The 21,667-nt window shown below is 71.4% G+C and carries 21 protein-coding genes; 8 read left to right on the top strand and 13 right to left on the bottom strand.

Features of this window, described 5'->3' with window-relative positions; all coding sequences use genetic code 11:
• Genes BJP65_RS11460 through BJP65_RS11445 form a run of 5 tightly spaced genes read right to left on the bottom strand, consistent with a single transcriptional unit; the run spans position 1 to position 5,378 of the window.
• Complete coding sequence (locus BJP65_RS11460; RefSeq protein WP_082509749.1) at positions 1 to 1,044, bottom strand: ABC transporter permease; 1,044 nt, start codon at positions 1,042 to 1,044, stop codon at positions 1 to 3.
• A 4-nt stretch (positions 1,045 to 1,048) separates the two neighbouring features.
• Positions 1,049 to 2,635, bottom strand: a complete 1,587-nt coding sequence (locus BJP65_RS11455; RefSeq protein ID WP_070409233.1) for an ABC transporter substrate-binding protein — start codon at positions 2,633 to 2,635, stop codon at positions 1,049 to 1,051.
• A gap of 54 nt (positions 2,636 to 2,689) precedes the next feature.
• The gene (locus BJP65_RS16885) at positions 2,690 to 3,124 is read right to left on the bottom strand and encodes a hypothetical protein (RefSeq protein ID WP_219811348.1); all 435 of its coding nucleotides are present in this window, start codon (positions 3,122 to 3,124) and stop codon (positions 2,690 to 2,692) included.
• Complete coding sequence (locus tag BJP65_RS11450; protein WP_219811347.1) at positions 3,037 to 4,269, bottom strand: hydantoinase/oxoprolinase N-terminal domain-containing protein; 1,233 nt, start codon at positions 4,267 to 4,269, stop codon at positions 3,037 to 3,039. Before BJP65_RS11450 ends, BJP65_RS16885 begins: the two co-directional genes overlap by 88 nt.
• A complete protein-coding gene (locus BJP65_RS11445) occupies positions 4,266 to 5,378 on the bottom strand; it encodes a DUF917 domain-containing protein (RefSeq protein ID WP_055832995.1) in 1,113 nt (370 codons plus the stop codon). The genes BJP65_RS11450 and BJP65_RS11445 overlap by 4 nt, the downstream gene beginning before the upstream one ends.
• A gap of 73 nt (positions 5,379 to 5,451) precedes the next feature.
• Here BJP65_RS11445 and BJP65_RS11440 point away from each other — a divergent pair, with 73 nt between their 5' ends.
• From BJP65_RS11440 to BJP65_RS11430, 3 genes are all read left to right on the top strand, one after another.
• A complete protein-coding gene (locus BJP65_RS11440; RefSeq protein ID WP_070409979.1) occupies positions 5,452 to 6,936 on the top strand; it encodes a CdaR family transcriptional regulator in 1,485 nt (494 codons plus the stop codon).
• 150 nt (positions 6,937 to 7,086) lie between these two features.
• Positions 7,087 to 7,713, top strand: a complete 627-nt coding sequence (locus tag BJP65_RS11435; protein ID WP_070409232.1) for an MSMEG_1061 family FMN-dependent PPOX-type flavoprotein — start codon at positions 7,087 to 7,089, stop codon at positions 7,711 to 7,713.
• Positions 7,714 to 7,735: 22 nt separating this feature from the next.
• Positions 7,736 to 8,662, top strand: coding sequence for a PDR/VanB family oxidoreductase (locus BJP65_RS11430; RefSeq protein WP_070409978.1), 927 nt, complete (start codon positions 7,736 to 7,738; stop codon positions 8,660 to 8,662).
• A 156-nt stretch (positions 8,663 to 8,818) separates the two neighbouring features.
• On the opposite strand, the gene BJP65_RS11425 is transcribed toward BJP65_RS11430, so the two are convergent.
• From BJP65_RS11425 to solA, 5 genes are read right to left on the bottom strand one after another with little or no spacing between them, the layout of a single operon-like run.
• A complete protein-coding gene (locus BJP65_RS11425; RefSeq protein WP_070409231.1) occupies positions 8,819 to 10,282 on the bottom strand; it encodes an amidohydrolase in 1,464 nt (487 codons plus the stop codon).
• Positions 10,279 to 11,307, bottom strand: a complete 1,029-nt coding sequence (locus BJP65_RS11420; protein ID WP_070409230.1) for an ornithine cyclodeaminase — start codon at positions 11,305 to 11,307, stop codon at positions 10,279 to 10,281. Before BJP65_RS11420 ends, BJP65_RS11425 begins: the two co-directional genes overlap by 4 nt.
• The gene (locus BJP65_RS11415) at positions 11,304 to 11,948 is read right to left on the bottom strand and encodes an FMN-binding negative transcriptional regulator (protein WP_070409229.1); all 645 of its coding nucleotides are present in this window, start codon (positions 11,946 to 11,948) and stop codon (positions 11,304 to 11,306) included. The genes BJP65_RS11420 and BJP65_RS11415 overlap by 4 nt, the downstream gene beginning before the upstream one ends.
• Positions 11,945 to 12,382: a cupin domain-containing protein gene (locus tag BJP65_RS11410; protein WP_070409228.1), complete on the bottom strand. Its 438-nt coding sequence runs from the start codon at positions 12,380 to 12,382 to the stop codon at positions 11,945 to 11,947. The genes BJP65_RS11415 and BJP65_RS11410 overlap by 4 nt, the downstream gene beginning before the upstream one ends.
• Before the next feature lie 8 nt (positions 12,383 to 12,390).
• The gene (gene solA / locus BJP65_RS11405; protein ID WP_070409227.1) at positions 12,391 to 13,524 is read right to left on the bottom strand and encodes an N-methyl-L-tryptophan oxidase; all 1,134 of its coding nucleotides are present in this window, start codon (positions 13,522 to 13,524) and stop codon (positions 12,391 to 12,393) included.
• Positions 13,525 to 13,662: 138 nt separating this feature from the next.
• Here solA and BJP65_RS11400 point away from each other — a divergent pair, with 138 nt between their 5' ends.
• A complete protein-coding gene (locus BJP65_RS11400; protein ID WP_070409226.1) occupies positions 13,663 to 15,108 on the top strand; it encodes an IclR family transcriptional regulator C-terminal domain-containing protein in 1,446 nt (481 codons plus the stop codon).
• A 40-nt stretch (positions 15,109 to 15,148) separates the two neighbouring features.
• Complete coding sequence (locus BJP65_RS11395) at positions 15,149 to 15,991, top strand: alpha/beta fold hydrolase (protein ID WP_070409225.1); 843 nt, start codon at positions 15,149 to 15,151, stop codon at positions 15,989 to 15,991.
• A 59-nt stretch (positions 15,992 to 16,050) separates the two neighbouring features.
• On the opposite strand, the gene BJP65_RS11390 is transcribed toward BJP65_RS11395, so the two are convergent.
• On the bottom strand, positions 16,051 to 16,947 hold the full coding sequence (locus tag BJP65_RS11390; RefSeq protein ID WP_070409224.1) for a DUF808 domain-containing protein: 897 nt from the start codon (positions 16,945 to 16,947) through the stop codon (positions 16,051 to 16,053).
• A 252-nt stretch (positions 16,948 to 17,199) separates the two neighbouring features.
• On the opposite strand from BJP65_RS11390, the gene BJP65_RS11385 reads away from it, so the two are divergent.
• The 3 genes from BJP65_RS11385 (at position 17,200) to BJP65_RS11375 (ending at position 19,629) form a co-directional block, all read left to right on the top strand.
• Positions 17,200 to 17,790 (top strand): molybdopterin-dependent oxidoreductase, encoded by a 591-nt coding sequence (locus tag BJP65_RS11385; RefSeq protein ID WP_070409223.1) that lies wholly within the window; start codon positions 17,200 to 17,202, stop codon positions 17,788 to 17,790.
• Positions 17,787 to 18,515 (top strand): FAD-binding oxidoreductase, encoded by a 729-nt coding sequence (locus tag BJP65_RS11380; RefSeq protein ID WP_070409222.1) that lies wholly within the window; start codon positions 17,787 to 17,789, stop codon positions 18,513 to 18,515. The genes BJP65_RS11385 and BJP65_RS11380 overlap by 4 nt, the downstream gene beginning before the upstream one ends.
• A 475-nt stretch (positions 18,516 to 18,990) precedes the next feature.
• Complete coding sequence (locus BJP65_RS11375; RefSeq protein WP_070409221.1) at positions 18,991 to 19,629, top strand: hypothetical protein; 639 nt, start codon at positions 18,991 to 18,993, stop codon at positions 19,627 to 19,629.
• Here BJP65_RS11375 and BJP65_RS11370 read toward each other — a convergent pair.
• Entirely contained in the window at positions 19,626 to 20,939 is a 1,314-nt protein-coding gene (locus BJP65_RS11370; protein WP_070409220.1) for a GHKL domain-containing protein, read from the bottom strand. The genes BJP65_RS11375 and BJP65_RS11370 overlap by 4 nt on opposite strands.
• Positions 20,936 to 21,610 (bottom strand): LytTR family DNA-binding domain-containing protein, encoded by a 675-nt coding sequence (locus tag BJP65_RS11365; protein WP_258027464.1) that lies wholly within the window; start codon positions 21,608 to 21,610, stop codon positions 20,936 to 20,938. Before BJP65_RS11365 ends, BJP65_RS11370 begins: the two co-directional genes overlap by 4 nt.
• Positions 21,611 to 21,667: the final 57 nt, after the last annotated feature.

The following is a 21,667-nucleotide window of genomic DNA, read 5'->3' as shown; positions in this document are numbered from 1 at the left end:
TCAGCCCTCCGTGATCGAGGACCGCGGGTCGACGGTCACCAGGATGAGATCGACGACGAGGTTCACGCCGAGGATGATGAGCGCGTAGACCACGACGAGCCCCTGCACGATCGGGTAGTCCTTCGCTCCGACCGCCGGGACCATGACCCCGCCCATTCCGGGGATCGCGAACACCGTCTCGATCAGCACGGTGCCGGCGATCATGCCGCTCAGCAGCAGCCCGCTCACCGTGAGCGAGGCGGTGATGATGTTCGGCAGCGCGTGGCGCAGGTAGACGAGCCGCCCCGGAAGACGCTTCGCCCGCGCGGTGGTCATGTAGGTCGCTCCCAGCACACCCGACATCTCGACCTGCACGATGCGGGCGAGGTAGGCGAGGGGCCCGAGGGCGAGCGCGAGCACCGGCAGCACGGCATCCTCGGGCTTTCCCCATCCGGCTGCGGGGAGCCATTTGAGCTGCACGGCGAAGAGGGCGATGAGCCCGACGGCGAGCAGGAAGCCGGGCACCGCGATGAGCATGCCCAGCACGCCCGAGATGAGCGCGTCCGCGACCTTGCGACCCGGACGCTGCAGGGCGACGGCGGCGCCGATGCCGATCGGGACCGCGGCGACCAGGGCGAGCAGGAAGCTCAGCACCCCCAGCGTGACGGTCGCCGGGAAACGTTGACCGATGGTCTCGGAGACCGACCGGCCGGTGCGGATCGACTCCCCGAAGTCGCCGCGCAGCAGGTGCGCGACGTAGTCGAAGAACTGCTGCGGCAGCGGCTTGTCGAGACCGAGCTCGGCGCGGGTGGCCGCAACCAGTTCGGGCGAAGCCTGGATGCCGAGGGCAGCCCGCACGGGATCGCCCGGAACGAGGTGGATGAGGAAGAACGAGGCGACGACGACGACGGCGAGCGAGACGAGCAGTCGCCCCAGCCGTCGCACGAGGAACGCCGCGCGAGGAGAGAGCCGCGGACCGCGGCCGCGCCCCTCCGCCCGCACCGCCAGGGCGGCGGTGGGGGCGCCGGCCAGGTCGGCGACGACGGGCGGAGGGGTGGCGGTCATGGGATCAGCCCTGCATCCGGATCGAGGTGGGGTTGAGGAAGTTCGGCTGCTCGAACGTCGCGCCGCTCATGTAGTTCGGCAGGATGTTGTCGATCACCGGGAAGGTGTCGAAGCGCTCGATGAGCTCCTTCTCGGCCTGCTGCCACAGTCCGCACGCGGCGTCGGGGGTGGCGGTCTTGGCCTGGGTGGCCAGGGCGTTGTACTCGGGGTTGTCGACGAACATGAAGTTCAAGCCACCCTGGTCGGGAGTCGCTCCCCCGAAGAAGAGGTCGAGCACGACGGGGCTTCCCGGCCCGATCTGCACCCACCCGGTGTCCCAGTCGAAGCTCGTGTAGAGCTGGTCGGACCAGGCCGCGGCGTCGTTGGCCGACAGCTCGGTGACCACGCCGAGTGAGTCCCACGTCTCTTTGACCAGTTCGGCGGCCGGAGCGTGCGAGGCGGTGGGGGCGTCGTAGATGAACTTCACGTTCAGCGGCTGTCCGTTCTTCTGACGGATGCCGTCGCTGCCGAGGGTCCAGCCGGCTTCGTCGAGCAGTTCGCCGGCGCGATCGAGGTCGGTGGCCGGCAGGCTCCAGCTGGGCGGGTCCTGCACGCACAGCAGCGGCGTCTTCATGACGAGACCGCTGGAGGGCAGACCCGTGGCGCCGGCGATGACCGGGCCGACCTCGTCGCGGTTGATCGCGGTCGAGAGGGCCTCGCGCACGAGCGGGTCGGAGAAGGGCCGGCCCTCGCGCTCGTTGAACAGGATCTGACCGACCGGGTTGCGCACGCCCGCGTAGGTGATGCCGGCGCCCTCGAGGCGGTCCTGGTCGGGGCCGGTGACCACGCCGGAGTTCAGCTCGCCCGAGAGCAGCAGGTTGGTCACGGTGCTCTGGTCGGACACGATGCGCGCCTCGATGGTCTCGGGCAGCCCCTCGGTCTCGTTGGTGACGCCGTAGGGGCCCCATGTGTAGCCGTCGCGCTGGGTGAAGACGTACGCGTCGCCGGCGCGCGCCTCGCTCAGCTGGAACATGCCCGTGCCGTTCGTGGTGTCCGACAGCGAGGCGACGTCGGCCAGACCGGCGTCGCACACCATCATGATCGTGCCGAGGTTGACGGCCAGGAACGGGTCGTTGACCGTGCTGGTCACGGTGACGACGTTGCCCTCGGCCGTGGCCGACACGGCCTCGGTGATGACGGTGCCGTACGAGAAGGTCGCGTTGGCGGGGTCGGCGTTGTAGTTGAGGTTGTCGGCGACGGTCTGCGCGGTGAACTCCGAGCCGTCGGCGCAGGTGATGCCGTCCTTCAGCGTGAAGGTGGCCGAGGTGCCCTCGTCGGTCCAGCTCTCGGCGAGCCAGGGTTCGTACTCGCCGTCGGGGGTGACGTAGATGAGCGACTCGTACGCGATGGTGACGACGTCGAAGGTGTCGGGCGAGACGGCCTTCATCGGGTCGAGGTCGCCCGGGTCGTCGCTGATCGCCTTGACGAACGTGCCGCCCGAGACGACCGAGCCCCCTCCCCCGCTGCCGTCGGAGGGCGCCGCGCACGACGCCAGTGTCAATGCGAGAAGGACGACCCCGGCCGCGGCCGGGGCGAGAGTGCTGCGTTTCATTGCCATGCTCCTTGATTCGGGGGAAGCGACGGTGGTGCAGGGGTGGTGCAGGTGTCAGCGCGCGGGGATGGGTGCGGCGAGATGGCTCAGGGGGCCGGCGGCTTTGACCGAGACCTTGAGGGTGGGGCGGGTCGTGTACGACAGCGACGTCTCGAGGACGTCGACGATCTCGACCGCGAGGGGATCGGCCCCCGCCTGGATGGCCTTCGCGATCGCCGCTTCCGAGGCGGCCGCGATCGCGGCATCCCGGTCTTCGGCGTCGGAGATCTGGTCGGCGCGGCCCCCGGCGAGCGAGATGGCCGCTCCGACGGCGTTGGCGACGTCGGCCCGGTCGGGGCGGAGCACGTCACCGGCCCCCGGCAGATCGTCGGGAACGAGTTGGGCGCCGCCGCCGACGACGATCAGCGGCAGGTCGACGCGGCCGAGCGACAGCCGTTCGACGGCCTCCTCGATGCGTTCGTGCGCGTGGGCGAGGGCGCGGGCCAGCATGTCGCGGTGACCCGCCGAGAGCGGGGGAGCGAACGACCCCGGATGCCGTGCCCCGCGGCCGCGGCGGCATCGGTGAGCGTCGGGGTGGAACCGCCGAACAGCAGTCCCTCTTCGGCGATGCGGTACCCCACCGATCCCGGGCCGACGGCGCCGGTGCGGGGGTCGATGATCGTGCCCCCGCCGATGCCGAGGCTGAGGATGTCGGGCATGCGGAAGTTGGTGCGCACGCCGCCGATGTCGCGGGGCAGGGTCGATTCGCGGGGGAATCCGTCGACGAGCACGCCGAGGTCGCTCGTGGTGCCGCCGACGTCGACGACGATGGCGTTCTGGGCGCCCGAGAGGAAGGCGGCTCCGCGGAGGGAGTTCGCCGGCCCCGACCCGATGGTCAGCACCGGGTAGCGCACGGCGTAGTCGAGCGACATCAGGGTGCCGTCGTTCTGCGCGAAGAAGGTCGAGACGTCGAGACCCTCCTCGGCGACGACGTCGACGAGGGCGCGGGTCACCTCGCTCGCGACGCCGCGCAGGGCCGCGTTGAGAACCGTGGCGTTCTCGCGCTCGAGCAGTCCGTCGGGACCGATGTCCTGGCTGAGGAACACCGGCACGTTCTCGCCGATGTGGTCGTGCACGAGCTGCTCGACGTCGCGCTCCTGCTCGGGAGACGAGGGGGCGAAGATCCCGCACACCGCCACGCTGTCGAACCGTCCGTCGAGGCCGTCGAGGAACCGCCGGATGCCGTCGCGATCGAGCGGCGAGATGGGCGTGCCGTCGACCATGTGCCCGCCGCCGAGCATGGCCGCCCCCGCCAGCACCTGGGTGCTGAGGTCGGTCGGCCAGCCCGTCAGCGGCGGCCACTCGGTGGCCGCGGGAGCCCCGAGCCGCACTAGCGCGACGCGGTCCAGGCCCCGGCGGGCGACGATCGCGTTGGTCGCGTGGGTGGTGCCGAGCATGACGCGCGACACCCGGTCGCGGTCCTCGGCGAGCTGCGCGAGCACGGCGGCGATACCGGCACGGATGCCGCCGATGACGTCGGCCGTGGTCGGCTGCTTCGTCCAGGCGATCACCGACCCCGTGGCATCCACGACGACCGCGTCGGTGTTGGTGCCGCCGACGTCGACGCCGATGGACAGGTCGCGAACGGCGATCATCGCGCGTCCTTCCGCTCGAAGGGGACGTAGGGCAGGTCGTAGCCGAAGGCGCGGGGGCCGGCGATCTCGAGGCCGCGCTCGGTGCGCCACAGGGGGTCGCACGCCCAGGCCAGCACCGACACGCGCTGGCCGTAGCGCAGCATCTCGGTCGAGATGGCGTGACCGGTCTCGAGATCGACGACGGTGATGAGGTCGGGCACGGTCGCCAGCACCTCGCCGTCTTCGAGCACCACGAGGTTCTCGTTGCGCAGCTCGACGCGCTGCAGGCGCCCGCGGTCGTCGCCGATCCCGGCGATCGTGATCGAGCCGCGCACGAACCCGCCCTCGGTGCGGCGCGAGACGTCGACGATCTTGCCCGAGATGAGCACGTCGGCGTCGAGCTCGTCGGCGATGGCGGCCACCGGCTCGGCGGCCGAGAGCAGCGCGCGTCCGACGCGGATGGCCGTGCTGATCGTGCCCGGGATGACCGCTCCGCGAGCCGTCTCGGCGGTGAGCAGGTAATGGGCGCCGAGGCAGATTCCCCCGGCGGCCACCGTGACGGCGCGGGCGTGCCGCTCGAGCCAGCCGAGGTCGACCGTGCGCAGGGTCACGACGTTGCCGACGACGTCGCTCAGCACCGCGAACTCGCACGGGACGCCGGCGACGTTGGTGGAGATCATGGTCGCCTCCGGGAACGCGCGGCCCATGCCGTCGGCATCCAGCAGGGCGACGCCCAGGCGAGCGGCCCATCCGGCGGGCGAGACGCCGTTGCTGCCGCCGATCTCGGCGGGCATGATCGCGGTGATCGTGCGCCCGGCGACGCGTTCGGCCTCGCGCAGCAGGGTCTCGACCTGCTGCACCGACGAGAGCATCTCGATGCCGACGGTCGGTGCGCCGATGCCGCTCATCATGATGACGGCGTCGTCGGGTCCGAGGTCGTCGAGGCTCAGCAGCCGCACCGGCCCGTGCTCGCGGATCGCGCGCTCGGTCGTCAGCTGCGAGGTGTAGACGGCGCCGCCGCCGCCCGTGCCGAAGATCGCCGCGCCCGCGGCGAGCGCGGCGATGTCGTCGGCCGTGACGTGCTCGGGGGCGCGGGCCGCGGTCGGCGTGACGGGAGACGGAAGTGCCATGACACGACACTAAGCACCGTCTCCGCGAGCGACAATGTGGTGAGCAGACAGGGAATTGGCGTACATTGTGCTGGTGGCACAGCTCACCACTTCCGACCTTCTCGCTCAGACCGAACGCCTGGGCATCGCGCACGCCGCCGGCCCCGAGGGCGGAGCGACGATCGAACGCGTCGACGTGTCGACCCTCGCCGATCTGCCCGGCCTGACCGCGGGCACCCTGGCCGTCGTGGCCGGCGACGACCCGCCCGCGCCGTACCTCGTCGACGTGGCCCTGCGCCAGGCCAGCGCGCGCGGGCTGGCGGGCCTCGTCATGCCCGCGGGCTTCACGGCGACCGAGACCGCGACCGTGCTGGCGCTGCGCGGCGGCGTTCCCGTGCTCGTGTCGCTCGCGGCGCCCGCTCCCGACCTCGCCGTGGCGATCGACCGGGTGATCAGCGGGGGCGCGGCCGAGTCGATGACCCGCGCGGCCTTCGCGGTCGAGAAGGCGACGCAGGCCGCGGCTGCGGGCGAGGGAGACGCGGTGGCGGCGATCCTCGACGCCGCGGGCACCGCCCTGGGCGTGCGGGTGAGCGTGCGCGAAGACCTGGCGACCTCGTGGACCGACGCCGACGCGGTGTTCGCGGGCGAGGTGCCCATCGGCAGGCTGGTCGCCGAGACCTCGGATCCGGCCGCCACCGTCGCGCTGCCGGTCGTGGCCTCGCTCGTGTCGCGGGCCATGCAGCGGCACCTGCAGGACCGCTTCGCCCCGAATCAGTCGCGCGCCGACCTCATCGTCGAGCTGATCCTCGCCGAGGCCGGTCGCGTCGACGGGTTCGTCGCTCCGGCCGCACGCCTCGGTCTGCCGCTGCAGCTCTCGCACGCCGTGGCGTGGATGCGTCCGCAGCACCGCACCGACCCGGGGCTGCGCGCCCCGCGCTTCGTCGAGGCCGCGCTCGAGCTGTTCACCCTGCAGCTCATCGAGGACCGCCCCGAGCTGTGGCACATCGCCTTCCTGCAGGACGACGTCCTCGTCGTCAGCAGCGAGGACCACGGCGCGGGCGACCATCAGCGGCGCCTGCGCGACGTCGTGTCGCGCGTGCAGGCCCAGGCCCGCCGTCTCATCGGTGACGACTGGACGTACACGGTCGGTCTCGGCACCCCGCAGACCGGAGCCGCGGGCCTGCGGCAGTCGGCTGCCGAGGCGCGCGTCGCCGCCGACTCCGCCATCGCCGGCGGTCGACTGGATGCCATCGAGCTCACCGACGTGACCGGGCTCCGACGTCTGCTGCTCGACTTCTACGCCTCGCCGGTGAGCCGCAATCTGCTCGACGACATCCTCCACCCGCTCGACGTGCTGGGCCCCGAGAAGGCGACGACGGCCGTGCGCACGCTGCTGTCGTACCTCGGCCACCGTCATTCGCTCGCGCGGGCCGGGCGCGAGCTGAACCTGCACCCCAATGCGGTCGGCTACCGCATCCGACGCGCGCGCGAGCTGCTCGGGGTCGACCTCGACGACCCCGACACCCGCTTCGCGGTCGAGCTGGCGTGCCGCGTGCGCCTGCTGGGCTCGGGGCGCTGAGGAGGGCGTCGGGGCCTGATCTCGGCGCCGGCGTGGGGCGGTGGCCGTCCATCACCCCGGCGCCCGCTGTGCCGACGGCACACTTCGACCCGGTGATCCTGTGCCCGGGCGACGATGAGGTTCGAGGGACCCCGGGGTAGCGTCGATGACATGCTCTCCACCGATTTCCGCGCGCTCGGGCTCGAGGACATCCTCGGCACGCTGGGCGAGCCGGAGGGCCCCTCGCTGCAGAAGATCACCGACCACCTCGATGAGAACTGCCTGCGCTTCCTGGCCCACTCGCCGTTCGCCACCCTCGCCACCGCCGATCGCGACGGAACGTGCGACTGCTCGCCGCGCGGCGACTACCCCGGTTTCGTGCGGGCGATCGATGACCGCACCGTCGTGCTTCCCGACCGCCTCGGCAATAAGATCGCCGACTCGATGCGCAACATCGTCGACAACGGCCACGCCGCCCTGCTGTGCTTCGTGCCGGGAATGAGCGAGACGCTGCGCATCAACGGCACCGCGTTCGTCACCGACGACCCCACCCTGCTGCGCTCCCTCGAGCAGGACCACACCGTGCCCGACCTCGCGATCGTGCTGCGCGTCGAGCAGGTGTACCTGCACTGCGGGCGCGCTCTGCTACGCGGCGGGATCTGGGACGCCGACATGCAGGACCTGGCCACGCAGGTGCCGACCTCGGGCCAGATCTGGGCGAGCACCTCGGGATGGGATGCCGCGGTCGGCGACGTCATCGACGAGGCCATGTCCGGCGCCTACCGGGCGCTGTACTGAGGTGCGCAGCCGCGAGGGACTGATGCCCCTGGTGGTCCGCGAGATCATCCGCCAGACGCCCGACATCGTGAGCATCCGCCTGCAGAACGTCGATGGATCCCCCCTCCCCGCCTGGAACCCCGGCGCCCATATCGACCTGCAGCTGATCACGCGCCACGAGCGGCAGTACTCGCTGTGCGGCGACCCCGCCGACACCGCGTCGTACCGTATCGCCGTGCGCCGCGAAGAACTGTCGCGCGGCGGCTCGCACTACATCCACGCGTTCCTGCGCGAGGGCAGCACCGTCTGGGTCCGCCCGCCCCGCAATCTGTTCGAGCTCGGCGAGGCCCCCGCGTACCTGCTGCTGGCCGCCGGGATCGGGGTCACGCCGATCCTGTCGATGGCCCGTCACCTCGCCGCCGTCGACGCCGACTGGAGAATGATCGTCGTCGCCCGGGAGCGCGACGGCGTCGCCTTCGCCGACGAGATCGCCGCCCTCGGCGATCGCGCCACCACCCACGTCAGCCGCGAGCAGGGGCGTCTCGACCTCGACGCGGTCGTCGGCGGGATCGCCCCCGGCACCGACGTCTACGCGTGCGGGCCGGCGTCGTTCGTCGACGCGCTCTGGGCGCTGACCCCGACACTGCCCGAGGGGTCCGGCATCCATCTCGAGCGTTTCGAGCCCCGGAAGCGGGAGTTCGGGCCGAACGAGGCCTTCACCGCCACCGCCGCCCGGTCCGGTGTGACCGTCGAGGTGCCCGCGACCCGGTCGCTGCTCGAGTCGCTCCAGGGCGCCGGGGTGCCGATGAACGGCTCCTGCCTGCGCGGGGTCTGCGGCTCGTGCGCCGTGCCCGTGCTGGATGGGGCGGTGGACCACCGCGATTCGCTGACGGTGGACGACGACTCCCGCATCATCTACCCCTGCGTCTCGCGCGCTCGTGCGGGAGAGACGCTCGTCCTGAACGCCTGAACGCTCCGCGCGGGCGGGAACGCGTCGACCGGGCGCGGGAATCGCGTTCGTGCACGCGCCGAGGCGCGACGCACCGGATCGTCGAGCGTCCGCACGCGACGGCCCCGCGCGACGGCTGGCCTGTCGGGGGCGGCCCGCCGCCCCCGACGAGCCCGGTCACACCGCCCGGTGCGTGAACCGCCCGCCGAGAAGGGTCGCCGCCACGGTCATCTCGCGCAGGTCGTCGCGGTCGCACGCGAAGGGGTCGCGTTCGAGCACCACGAGGTCGGCCGGCTGCCCGACGGCGAGGGTGCTGCGGCTGCTCGCCGCCAGCGCGACGTCGAGCGGAAGGCGTTGTTCCGGATGCCAGGCCTCGCGGTCGCCGCGGCTGCGCGAGGTCGCCGACGCGATCGCGTGCCACGGGTCGAGCGGGGCGACGGGGGCGTCGGAGCCGAGGCGCAGGGCCGCGCCCGACCGATGCAGAGAGCCGAACGCGAAGGCCCGGTCGGTGCGTCCCGACCAGTGCAGGTCGGCGATGTCGCGGTCGTCCATCGCGTGCTCGGGCTGCACGCTGGCGATGAGGCCCACCCGGCGGAATCGGGCGAAATCGCCGTCGCTCACGAGTTGCGCGTGCTCGATGATGCCGGGCATGCCGAGGGTCTCGAGCACACCGATCACCTCGGCGTTCGCGCGGTCGCCGATGGCATGCACGGCGGGGAGGATGCCGCCCTGCTTCGCGCGTCGGAGCAGTCGGTGCAGCTCGTCGACCGAGACGCTCTGCACGCCGCACGCGTGGGCGTGCAGGGGGTCGGCACCGGGGTACGGGTCCCAGCACCACGCCGTGCGCGTGTTGAGGGAGCCGTCGACGACGACCTTCAGCCGGCCCATGGTGACGAGTCCGTCGGCGTCGAGCGGGTCGCCCGTCCGCAGGCCCGCGGCGATGGCCTGCTCGAGTCGGTCGGGCCACACCGAGGCGTCGACCCGCAGCGCACGCACGCCCGCGGCGACCCGCTCGGGCCACTCGAGGAAGTTCGGGACGTTCTCGTAGTCGACGATGCCGACCACACCGCGCCGGGCAGCGGCGTCGGCGACCTCGCCATATGCCTCGACCGGAATGAATGCCGCCTGCTGGAACCGCTGCAGGGCGGCGATCCACTCGAGCTCGGCGACGACGCCGCTGGCGTCGGGGCGGAGGCCGAGGCGTTCGGCCCCGCGGGAGTTCATCCACCCGGCGTGCAGGTCGCCGCTGACGAGCACCACCGGAACGTCGGGGAACGCGTCGTCGAGGAGTCGGAGTGTGGTCGGAGTGGTCCACAACCCGTCGCGGTAGCCGTAGCCGACGAGCACCCCGTCGGTTCGCGGCGCCCCGGCGACGAGCGCCCGACGCACGGCATCCACGACCTCATCGGGGCTGTGCGTGCCGGCGACGTCGACGCGGCGGCTCGAGATGACCCACTGCGAGAAGTGCACGTGGGCGTCCCAGAGGCCGGGACCGATCGCGCGGCCGTCGAGCTCGACGACCTCGCCCTCGGCCGGCGCGGAACCGGCCGGGACGATCGAGGCGATGAGGCCGTCGCGCACGACGACGTCGACGGGCTCGCCGCCGTACGGCCGGCCCGAGCGCAGGGTGAGCGCGCTCACAGAGCGGGCACCGGGGCGCCGACGAGGCCGAAGAGGTCCTTCGGATCGTCGGGGGCGGCCACGAGGTCGATCTCGAGCGCCAGTTCGGTGCCCGCGACGCTGTCGCGCAGGAACCGCAGCGCCGAGAAGTCCTCGATTGCGAAGCCGACCGAGTCGAAGACGGTCACCTGGTCGTCGGAGGTGCGCCCCGGCGCGCGGTCGGTGAGCACCTCCCAGAACTCCGTCACCGGGAAGTCGGCGGCGACCCGCTGGATCTCGCCCTCGATCCGGGTCTGCGGGGCGTACTCCACGAACACCGGTCCGCGCGACAGGATCGCGGGGTCGAGCTCGGTCTTACCGGGGCAGTCGCCGCCGATGGCGTTGATGTGCATTCCCGCTGTCACGTCGGCATCGCTGAGCACCGTCGCCGCCGCCTTGTCGGCGGTGCAGGTCGTGACGATGTCGGCGCCGCGAGCGGCCTCGGCCGCCGAGTCGCACACCTCGATGTCGAAGCCGAGCGGGGTGAGGTTGCGCACGAGCTTGGCGGTTGCCGCGGGGTCGACGTCGAACACGCGCAGACGATCCACGCCCAGCACACCGCGGAACGCGAGGGCCTGGAACTCCGCCTGACTCCCCGCGCCGATCATCGCCATCGTGCGCGGGTCGGGGCGGGCCAGTCGGCGCGCCACCATGGCCGAGGTCGCGGCGGTGCGCAACGCCGTGAGCAGCGTCATCTCCGACAGGAACACCGGGTAGCCGTTGTGCACGTCGGCGAGCACGCCGAACGCGGTGACGGTCTGGTATCCGCGGCCGGGGTTGAAGGGATGCCCGTTCACGTACTTGAAGGCGTACGTGTCGGGATCGCTGATGGGCATGAGCTCGATCACCCCGAACGGGGTGTGGCTGGCCATGCGCTCGACCTTGTCGAACGACGACCAGCGACGGTAGTCGGCCTCGAGGTACGCGACCATGTCGGTCATGAGCCGCTCGGCTCCGTTCGTCGCGACCCAGCGCACCATGGCATCCACGCCTACGAATCCGGTCATCGTTCTTCTCGTTCCTCTCGTTGGCGGATGGTGTCCATCCGACCGGCCAGGGCCGGGTTCTCATAGGGGCCGGGAGCGCACAGCGCCGCGACGATGCGGTCGACGACCGCGGCGGGCTTGTCCTGGCTGAGCTTCTGCTTCGCCTCGAACCGTGCGACGGGCAGGCGGAACCCGACCGTCCCGTGCACGATCCGCTCGGCGTACGCGGTGTTCTCGAGGCTCCGGTGCATCAGGAAGGGGTTCGGCAACGGTGCCTCGAAGTGCGTGACGAGCCGGTCGAGCACCGCGAGGTTCTCGTCGTCGCTCAGCAGCTCGGGCGTGCCGTACAGGTGCGCGACGACGAAGTTCCAGGTCGGCACGGCCGGCGACACGTCGTACCAGCCGGGCGAGACGTACCCGCTCGGTCCCGACACCACGACCATCACCTCGTGCGCGCCGAGCTCGTGCAGCGCCTCGTCGGGGCGCCCCACGTGGCTCACGATCGAGAACCCGTCGCCCGCGTCGTCGACGAGCACCGGATAGTGGGATGCCACGAGCCCCCGCCCGGGCACATGACTCACCAGCGTGGCCCAGGGGTTCTCGCGCACCAGCTCGCGCACCGCGTCGAGGTCGGTCAGGGCGTAGTCGGGGGCGTGTCTCACGGCGTCTCCTCCGGGGCGGTGGGCGGCGGGGCGGCGGGCGGCGTGGTGGTGGTGGGCGCGGCGGTCGTCGGCGGGCCGAAGATCAGCACGAGCTCGGCCGGGGCGTCCGAGGCATTGCGCACGCCGTGCACCATGCCCGCCGGGGCGTACGCGCCGTCTCCCGCCCTGAGCACCCGGTCGACCCCGTCGGCGGTGAAGACGATCTCGCCCGCGGTGACGACGTACATCTCGTCGCTGCTGTCGGCCGAGCAGCTGTCGGCGGCGCCGGTGAGGTGGCGGTGCTCGCCCTCCGAGGCACCGGGGGCCAGGTGGTAGAGCATCACCTGGGCGCCGAGGGCCGTGGCATCCGGGAAGTACCACTCGATGCCCACGCGCCCCTCCCCCTCGTAGAGGGTCCAATCGTGGTGGCCGTCTCCGCGGCGCTGAATCTGCACGGGGGTCCTCACATCGCCGGGGCGACGGTCGCGTCGACCGCGAACGCCGACAGGTCGTCGGTGGTGTCGCCGCCCATCGCGAGCTCGGCCAGCGCCAGACCGATCGCCGGGGTGAACTTGAACGCGTGGCCGGCGCCCAGCGCCACGATGATGTCGGGCTGCTCGACGAGGGGGCCGATGACGAAGCGGCGGTCGGGGGTCAGCGCGTACTGGCACGTGACGGTGCGCAGCACCGGGCCGCTCGCGGGGATCGTCGCCGAGAGGAACGCCGCCAGCTCGGCCGTGCGCTCCTCCGACGGGACGAACGTGCGCTCCGCCGGTGACATGTGCACCTCCGAGACGTCGCGCGCCGCCTTGATGGTGGGCTCGCCGTAGGTCGGGAAACCGTAGAAGCACTGCTCGTCCTCCCAGATCCAGACGGGGAACCGGTCGCGCTCGAACGCCTCGGGCTCGGATGGCGCGAAGTAGCTCACCTGCTCCTGCATGACCTCGAGCGGGATCCGGATGCCGAGCGGCTCGAGCAGCGTGTTCGTCCACGCGTCGGCGGCCACGACGACGCGGCGAGCGCGCACCTCGCCGGACGAGGTCGAGACGATCACGCCGTCGCCGTCGGGGATGAGGCGGTCGACCCGCGTGCGGTCCCGCAGGTCGGCGCCCCGCACCCGGGCGTGCATCTGCAGCGTCGCGACCGTGCGGGCGGCGTGGGCGATTCCCGAGTCGGGCGTGTAGACGGTGGTGACGCCGGCGGGCAGCGAGAACTGCGGCCACCGCTCGTGCACCTCGTCGGGGCCGAGCAGGTCGAACGGCACGTCGTTGTCGGTCAGGCTCCGCGCGAAGTCGGCGGCGTCGTACGGGCCGCCGTCGGGGATGAACACGACGCCGCCGGTGATGCTCAGCAGTCGCTCCCCCGTGGCCGCCTCGAGCGCCGCCCACTCGCGGTACGCCGCCTGCGCGAAGCGCACGTACGCGGCCGAGCCGTACGAGGTGCGCACGATGCGCGAGGTGTCGTGCGAGGCGCCGCGCACGTGCCCGAGCTCGAACTGCTCGAAGGCGACCGTGCGCGCGCCCCGACCGGCCAGGTGGTACGCGGCGGCGCTGCCGAGGGCTCCGAGACCGACGACGGCGGCGTCGAACTGCTCCATGGCGGGTCCTTTCGAGGGGCCGGTCGGGCGCCCGGCGAATGTCAGCCATTATTCGAACCCCGCGCGGCGGGGCTGTTACGGTCACCGTGAGATGCAAAACGCCACGGTCGAGATTGCGATCCTGGCGGGAGGGATGCCATGAGCGCGAGGATCGAGCACGCGATCGCCGCCCTGCGCGCGGTCGCGGCACGCCCCGACCCCACCCGGCCGCTTCCGCTGTCGTCGATCGCCCGCGGCGCACGCGCGAGCCTCAGCACCGTGTCGAGGCTGTGCGCCGAGCTCGCCGACCTCGGCCTACTCGCCCGGGCCGACGACTACGGCAGCTACCGCGTCGGATCCCGCGCCCTCGCCCTGTCGGGTCGAGCGTCCGCGGCGCTCGCCCCGGTCGTGCGGTTCGAGCTGCACCGCATCGCGCAGGAGACGACCGAGACGGTCGTCCTCGCGGCCCCCGAGACGGGCGGGGCGCGCGTGCTCGCGACCGTCGGTTCGGGGTGGACCCTGCACGTGCCCGTGACCCTCGGCGAACTCGTCACCGACGAGCGTCGCGCCCTCGTGCGGGCCACGCGCGGCGGCGACGGCCTCGTCGAGTCGCAGCTCGGCCGAGCGGTCGAGATCGCCGTCCGGCTCACGACACCCGACGGGCGCACGGTGGCCGCCCTCGCGGTGAGCCTCCCGGTCTATCGCGCCGCCCGCGCCCGCCCCCGCGTGCGCCGCGTCCTCGGCGATGCGCGGCGCGCGTTCGAGCAGGCCCTGGCCGAGGCGCACGTCGGGCCCGTCCGCGGGGACGCCGCCGCCGTCGAGCCGACCCGCGCCCTCGAGGCGGCGACGCGCGTGCTCGAACACCTCGCCGACGGCCCCGACTCGGTGGCGGGCATCGCGGCCGCCGCGCGACTCCGCCCCGACCGCGCGCGTCGAGTGGTCGACGCCCTCGTCCGCGCGGGAACGGTCGCGCACGACGCCGAGTCCGACCGCCTGCATCTCGACCTCGCCCTGCACGCCTGGCATCGCGCAGCGACCGAGCCCCTCCTCGCGCGCACCGGCCCCGCCCGTGCCGCCGCGACCGCGGCCCGCGCCGAGGCCTGCGTCTTCGTCACCGCGCTCAAGGGCATGCGCAGCTTCACCCTGGTCGAGCACATCGAACCCCTCGCCGAGGGCCTGATCATGGCGCCCTGGCTGGGCCGCCCGCATCCGCTCGTCGGCTCCGACGGAGGACCCACCCTCGCGATGGACTTCACCCTCGATCAGCTGGGCGCGCTCTTCCCCCGCCGGCACGGGGCCGCCGAGTACGCCCAGTTCACCGGACGCGTCGAGCGCGTGCGCGCCGACGGGGTGCTGACCATGGAGTCCATCGACGAGTTCGGCATCACCTCGATCTCCGCCCCCGTGCGCGACGCCGCGGGCCAGGTCGCCGCCGCCGCCTGCATCGTCGGGGCGACCGAGAACGTCAAACCGCGCCTCACCGGCCTCGAGGCCGCGGCCCGCGCCCTCGCCGCGGAGCTCTCCGCCGACCTGCACGCCCCGGGCTCGGCATCCATTCCCACCCTCGCCCCGATGGGCGTTGCGCCCATACCGCCGCGTCGCTGACGCGGCTATCGTCGCTCGCACCCCGAACGAAGGACCCCGGATGCCGTTCACCCCCGACCCCGCGATCTTCTACGACACCGCCGGTGACGCCGACGACCCGACGGTGGTGTTGATCGCCGGCGGCGGCGCGCAGCTCATCGCCTGGCACGTCGACCTGGTCGCCCGACTGGTCGAGCGGGGTCTGCACGTCGTGCGCATGGACAACCGCGACGTGGGGCTCTCGGCCCGTTTCGGCGGACCCGACGACATCGACGGCGGGTACGGCCTCGAAGAGATGGGCGACGACGTCGTGCGCGTGCTCGACGACCTCGGCCTCGACGCGGCGCACCTCGTCGGGCACTCGATGGGCGGGATGATGGCGCAGATGGCCGCGATCCGGCATCCCGAGAGGGTCCGGAGCCTGGGTCTGCTGTCGACCATCCCGGGGCGCGATGCCCGCTACGTGCTCCACGACGAGAGGCCCGAGCTCATGCGGGCTCCGCTGCGATACTCGCGCGCCGAGATCACCGCCGGGGCCGCCGCCTTCGCCTCCGCGACCGCGGGCGAGCGCTACCCGCTCGACGTCGAATGGAACGCGTGGGCGGCGGGCGAGGCGTTCGACCGCGGGTACTTCCCCGAGGGCTTCTCGCGGCAGTGGTCGGCGTTGCTGCGCGCGCCCGAGCGGCTCGAGGCCCTCCGCGCCCTCGACGTTCCCGCCCTGGTCTTCCACGGCCGCGACGACGACGTGCTGCACTGGAACGCAGCGGTCGACATGGCCGCGGCGCTTCGCGGCGCCGAGCTGCAGGTGCACCCCGGCATGGGGCACTTCATCGCCCCCGAGCTCTGGCCCGAGCTGATCGGCGGGATCGTCCGCGCCGTCACCGCCGGCGAGTCCCGCGCGTAGCCGTCGCTGCCGCGGCACGCGCGCGGCGAACCGCGCAAGCGTGCGGCCGCCGGGGCGGGTCAGTGGGCGGCGTCGGCGGGGGCGTCGCGCTTCACCAGGCGCGTGACCCCGGTCATGATGCCGACGATGATGAGCCCCAGGATCAGGCCGAACACCGCCGACATCGCGGTCTCGACGATCCAGACGATCACGGGGCCGGCGGCCTCGATCGCGTGGGTCACGAGGTGCACGACCTCGTACGGTCCGGCCCACAGCGTCTCGGAGAGGTTCTGCAGCACCAGGTGCCCACCGACCCACAGCATCGCGACCGTGCCGATGACGCTGATCACGCGGAACACCGCGGGCATGGATGCCACGATCCGCACGCCGAAGCGACGCACCCCGCGTGATGCGCTCTTCATCAACCGCAGGCCGATGTCGTCGACCTTCACCAGCAGGGCGACCGCGCCGTAGACGACCACCGTCATGGCCAGGCCGATCACGAGCAGGGCGCCCAGCGTCATCCAGATGCCGAAGCCGGGGTCGAGGCTCGACAGCGCGATCAGCATGATCTCGGTGCTGAGGATGAGGTCGGTGCGCACCGCACCCAGAACGAGCTTCTTCTCGTCGCGGGGACCGTCGTCGTCGTGCGCGCCGTGATGCACGCCGAACCACTCGAGCACCTTCTCGGCGCCCTCGAAGCACAGGAACCCGCCGCCGATGATGAGCAGGTAGGGAAGCACCCACGGCGCGAACGCGGTGAGCAGCAGCGCGATCGGGATGATGATCACGTACTTGTTGATGATGCTGCCGAGCGCGATCTTCCACACCACGGGCAGTTCGCGCGCGGGGGTGAGCCCCTGCACGTACTGGGGCGTGACGGCGGCGTCGTCGATGACGACTCCCGCGGTCTTCGCGCTGGCGCGCATGGCGGCGCTGAGGATGTCATCGACGACGGCGAGCAGACCGACCGACATGTGTGGTTCTCCCGGGGGTACGAGGGTGCGGACGCGAACGGCCCACAGCCCCGAGGTTAGCGGGCGCGAGACGGTCCCCCGCCGTGTGGCCGGTTCGCGAACGTCCGCGGCCGCGCGTCGAGACCGGCCGTCCGATCCCCGTGCGCATGGCTTCGCCCCGGGCCCGACACGCTCCGACACCCGGCATCACGACCCTGTCGGCCGGGGGGCGGCCCTGGCTAGGGTGGGCAGACGCGACCAGCAGGGAGTCCCATGTCGTTCATCACCCGCGGTTTCTCGGGCCGGCGCCGCGAGCGCGATCCTCGGCTGCCCCCGGGGCAGACACTCGTGGCCGACTGGCCCGTGCTCTCGGCGGGGCCCACGCCAACCGTCGCCGACGACGCGTGGGAGTTCGTGATCGGCACCGAGAACGACGTGCACCGCTGGACCCGAGCCGAGCTCGAAGCCCTCGGGGTCGAAGACGTCACCGTCGACATCCACTGCGTCACGCACTGGACGAAGCTCGACATGGCGTGGCGGGGCGTCTCGCTCGACCGCGTCTTCGCCGAGGTCGAGACCGCGCACCGCTTCGCGATGGTGCACTCGTTCGGCGGGTACACCACCAATGTGGCGCTCGACGATCTGCTCGGCGGAAAGAGCTGGATCGCGTTCGAGGCCGAGGGCGCACCCCTCACCGCCGAGCACGGCGGCCCCGCCCGGCTGCTCGTGCCCCACCTGTACTTCTGGAAGAGCGCGAAGTGGGTGCAGGGCCTGGTCACCATGCCCCGCGACTCGCCGGGCTTCTGGGAGCAGAACGGCTACCACCCGCACGGCGATCCCTGGCGCGAGGAACGGTACGAGTGAACCGCCGCCCCGCCTGGCACGTCGCGACCGTCGTCGAGAGTCGACCCGAGACGACCACGGCCCGCCGCCTCGAACTCGAGGTGCCCACGTGGCCGGGCAACGACGCGGGGGCGCACGTCGATGTGCGCCTCACCGCACCCGACGGCTACCAGGCGTCGCGCTCCTACTCGCTCGCCTCGTCGGGCGACGGCACGCGCGTGACGCTCGCCGTCGATGAGATCCCCGACGGCGAGGTGTCGCCCTTCCTCGTGCACGATCTGCGCGTCGGCGACCGCATCGAGCTGCACGGCCCGCTGGGGGCGTTCTTCGTGTGGCGTCCCTCCGACGACCCGGCCCCCGTGCAGCTGATCGCGGGCGGGTCGGGGGTGGTGCCGCTGTACGCGATGGCCGCCGCGCACGCGCGGAGCGGCGAAGCCACCCCGCTGCGACTGCTGTACTCGGTGCGTTCGCCGGGCGACGTGTTCTTCCGCCCCGAGCTCGAGGCGCTCGCCGATCGCGGTCTGCCCCTCGACCTGGTCTACACGCGCACCGCCCCACCGGGCGTCTCGGCACCGCCGGGACGCCTCACCGCCGAGGGGCTGCGACGAGCCGTCTTCCCCGCCGCCCAACGGCCCCGGGTCTACGTCTGCGGGCCCACGCCGTTCGTCGAGGCCGTCGCCGGCTGGCTCGTCGACGATGGGCACGACCCCGCGGCGGTGCGCACCGAGAGGTTCGGGGGCGCCTGACGGCCGCTCCTCGACGACGCCCGGGAATGCGAAAAGCCCCGGCGAACCGGGGCTTTTACGCTGGTTTTGAAGCCAGGAACGACGATCTCCCGCTCGATTCCTCCTGCCACTCCGAGGGGAGAAGGGCTCTTCGGGCGGGAGACAGAGTGCTCCCGCGCGCTGAAACCTCCGCCGACGCCGAACTGGCCGACACGCTCCGGCGCCAGCACACGCTCAATCTGCTCATGGCGCAAGTGACTACACCTCGTCGCCGCCCGGGGCGGATTCCTTGGTCGACTTGCTGCCGATGATGAAGAAAGCGTCCGCCAGAACCGCGAACGGGAGGGCGATCGCCCACCTGTCCATCGTGATGAGCGGCAGGTTGTGTCGTCAGAGCGACAGATCATGCACGACGTCGGGGTGCTCCGGCGCGCCCATGATTGTCTGAATTCCGGCCCCTGCGGAGCCTCTTCACGCCGTCGTCAGAAAGCCTGCCATGTTCACCCGGATCACTCGTCGTTGGTCGAGCTTCGAAGCTGCGAAACCGACCCTCGCGCAGCTCATCATCTTCATGATCTTGAACGTCGGCATGACCGTGCTGCAACTCATCCTCATGCCGGTCATCAAGATGCTCTTCGAACTCACGCCGCTCGTGGAAACCGGCTTCCAGGCTCTGCCGATCGGAGCGCCCAGTGATTCCGGTCAGTATTTCGTCTTCGATTACGCCGCCGGAGCGCTTCCGGACGGAGGCGGCGGACTCGCTTACTTCCTCGCCGTCCAGATCACCCTCGCGATCGCGCAGGTGATCAACTTCTTCGCCCAGCGCAACATCACGTTCAAATCGAACAGCAACCCGTGGGTCGCCGCCGTCTGGTACGCGCTCGCCTACGTCGTCATCACGTTCGGCGCCGCGGCGTTGCAGGGCTTCTACAAGGCGCCAATCTACGACCTGTTCATCACGACGTGGGGGATGGGAGCGACGGGCGAGGCCGCGGCCGACATGGTCACCATGCTGATCAACGCGCTGCTGTCCGCGGCGGTGTACTTCCCGATCTTCAAGATCATCTTCCGGCGCGACCCCGAGATCGACGCGACCGCCGACGCGGCCGGCGAACGCGATCGAATTCCGGCCTAGGCGGACGACGCAGACCCGCGCCGAGGGAGCAGCACACGCACCGAGAACCAGCCGTCGTCCTGCCCGAGCGACACCGAACCGCCGTACTTCTCCGCGGCGGCCTCGATGTTGCGCAGCCCATACCCGTGGCCCTCGCCCTCTTTGCGCGTCACGATCCGACCGGCGCGGCGGGACACCCGGCCATCGAAGGTGTTCTCCACGCGCAGCATGACGAAATCGTCGTGTGCGAACAGCGAGAACCTCACCATCCGTCGTTCCTGCTCGGGAAGCCGCATCGTCGCCTCGAACGCGTTATCGAGCGCGTTCCCGACGATCGAGGTGAGATCGAGAGGTCGAACGAAGTCGACCAGCCGGCCGTCGGCGACCACGACGACCGGGATGCCCTGCTCCCGGGCATACATCTGCTTGCCCGTGAGCACCGCATCCAGAACGGCGTTCCCGCTGTGCACCTGCGCTCCGTACCCGCGGATCGACGTCTCCAGCTCGTCCAGGATCACGAGGCGCTGCTGGGCGTCCTGCTCGGCACGGACGGCATCGAGGTGGTGCTTCATGTCGTGGTACTTGCGGTTGACCTCGTCGATCGTCCGGCGCGAGATCTCGTACTGATCGTGCTGGCTCGTGAGCAGGCGGGCCATCGCCTCCGACTCCCGTCGGGCCTGCAGACTCCGCCGTACCTCGTGCTGCACGTACAGCGCGATGAAGCCGCACAGGTCGACGAGGGTACGGATGTAGAGGATCTCTGGGCCGAGGCGACCGCTGAACGGTGTCGAGGCGTTCACGAAGCTGAGGTTCGAGATGCCGAACGTCGCCCCGGCGATGGCCAAGGCGCTCACGAGGTCCGGGACGCCGACGTCGACGTGCGTGCCACGGGGCATGTGGCGTCGTTCGACGTACCACGCCGCCGTCAGCACGCCGGCGTAGACGAGCACGAGCAAGCCCGCTTTCACCGCATCCGGAGCATCCGCGTAGAACCGGTCCAGCTGCCAGTGGATGGATGCGGTGAGTTCGGCGAGGACGAACGCCCGTGCTGTGAGGTACCCGGCGGTCACCGCGGTCACCCGCAGGACGCCGAGCAGGAGCGCGAACATCGTCGCCACGGCCGCCAGCATCCCGGGGATCCAGAGCGTCACCGAGAGGAGGCCGGCGACGGTCTGCACCGCGAGCAGCGCACCGAGGCCACCCAGCATCGTCGCGGCGGTCGCCAGCCACGGCATTCGACGCGCCACGATCAGCACGAACACCATGCAGGCGCCCCATTCGGCCAGGGCGGTGTACGTGCGGGGGATGTTCGCGACCACCTCGGGTATCACGTGGTAATGCCCTTCGCGCCGATGTACGCGGCCAACGCGGCGAGGAAGACCTTCTTCCGCGGCCGGCTCACCTGCACGTGCACGCCGCCGCGAATCGAGCAGTCGTTACCCTCGATCCCGGTCACATGACGCAGGTTCACGAGGTAGCCGCTATTGCACCGGAAGAAGTCGTCGCCGGCGAATTCGGCCTCCATCGCCTTCAGCGATGAGACGACCGAATGGTCGCCGGTCAGCGTATGGATGACGACCTGATGCTTGGCGCTCTCGACGTACAACACGTCGGCGACATCGACGCGGTGGCGGTCGCCGTCGACGGTGGAGAACAGGATGTGGCGGCGTTCGCGTCGTCGCAGCCGAATCAGGCATCGTTGGAGTTCCTGTTCGAAGACCGGGTACGACACGGGCTTCAGCAGGTAGCTGAGGGCATCGACTTCGTACCCGCTGATCGCGAACTGCGGCGAGCTGGTGACGAACAGGATGAGGACTTCGGCGTCATGCTCCCGGATGCGGCGGGCCGCGGTCATCCCGTCGACGCGCTCCATCTGGATGTCCAACAGGAGGATGTCCCAGTCCGGGCGGTAGTCCTCGATGATGTCCCGACCGTCCCGGAACGCACCCACGTGGAACCGTTCGCCGTGTTCGCGCTGGAACTGATCGAGGTGGGAGATCAAACGGTCGATGCTCGCGGGGTCGTCTTCGACGACACCGATCCGAATCATCGGTTGCTC

The sequence above is a fragment of the Microbacterium sp. BH-3-3-3 genome (genome assembly GCF_001792815.1).
Taxonomy (GTDB): Bacteria; Actinomycetota; Actinomycetes; order Actinomycetales; family Microbacteriaceae; genus Microbacterium.
Note: the sequence above shows the minus strand (reverse complement) of the source record. Positions and strands in the feature narration are given on the sequence as shown.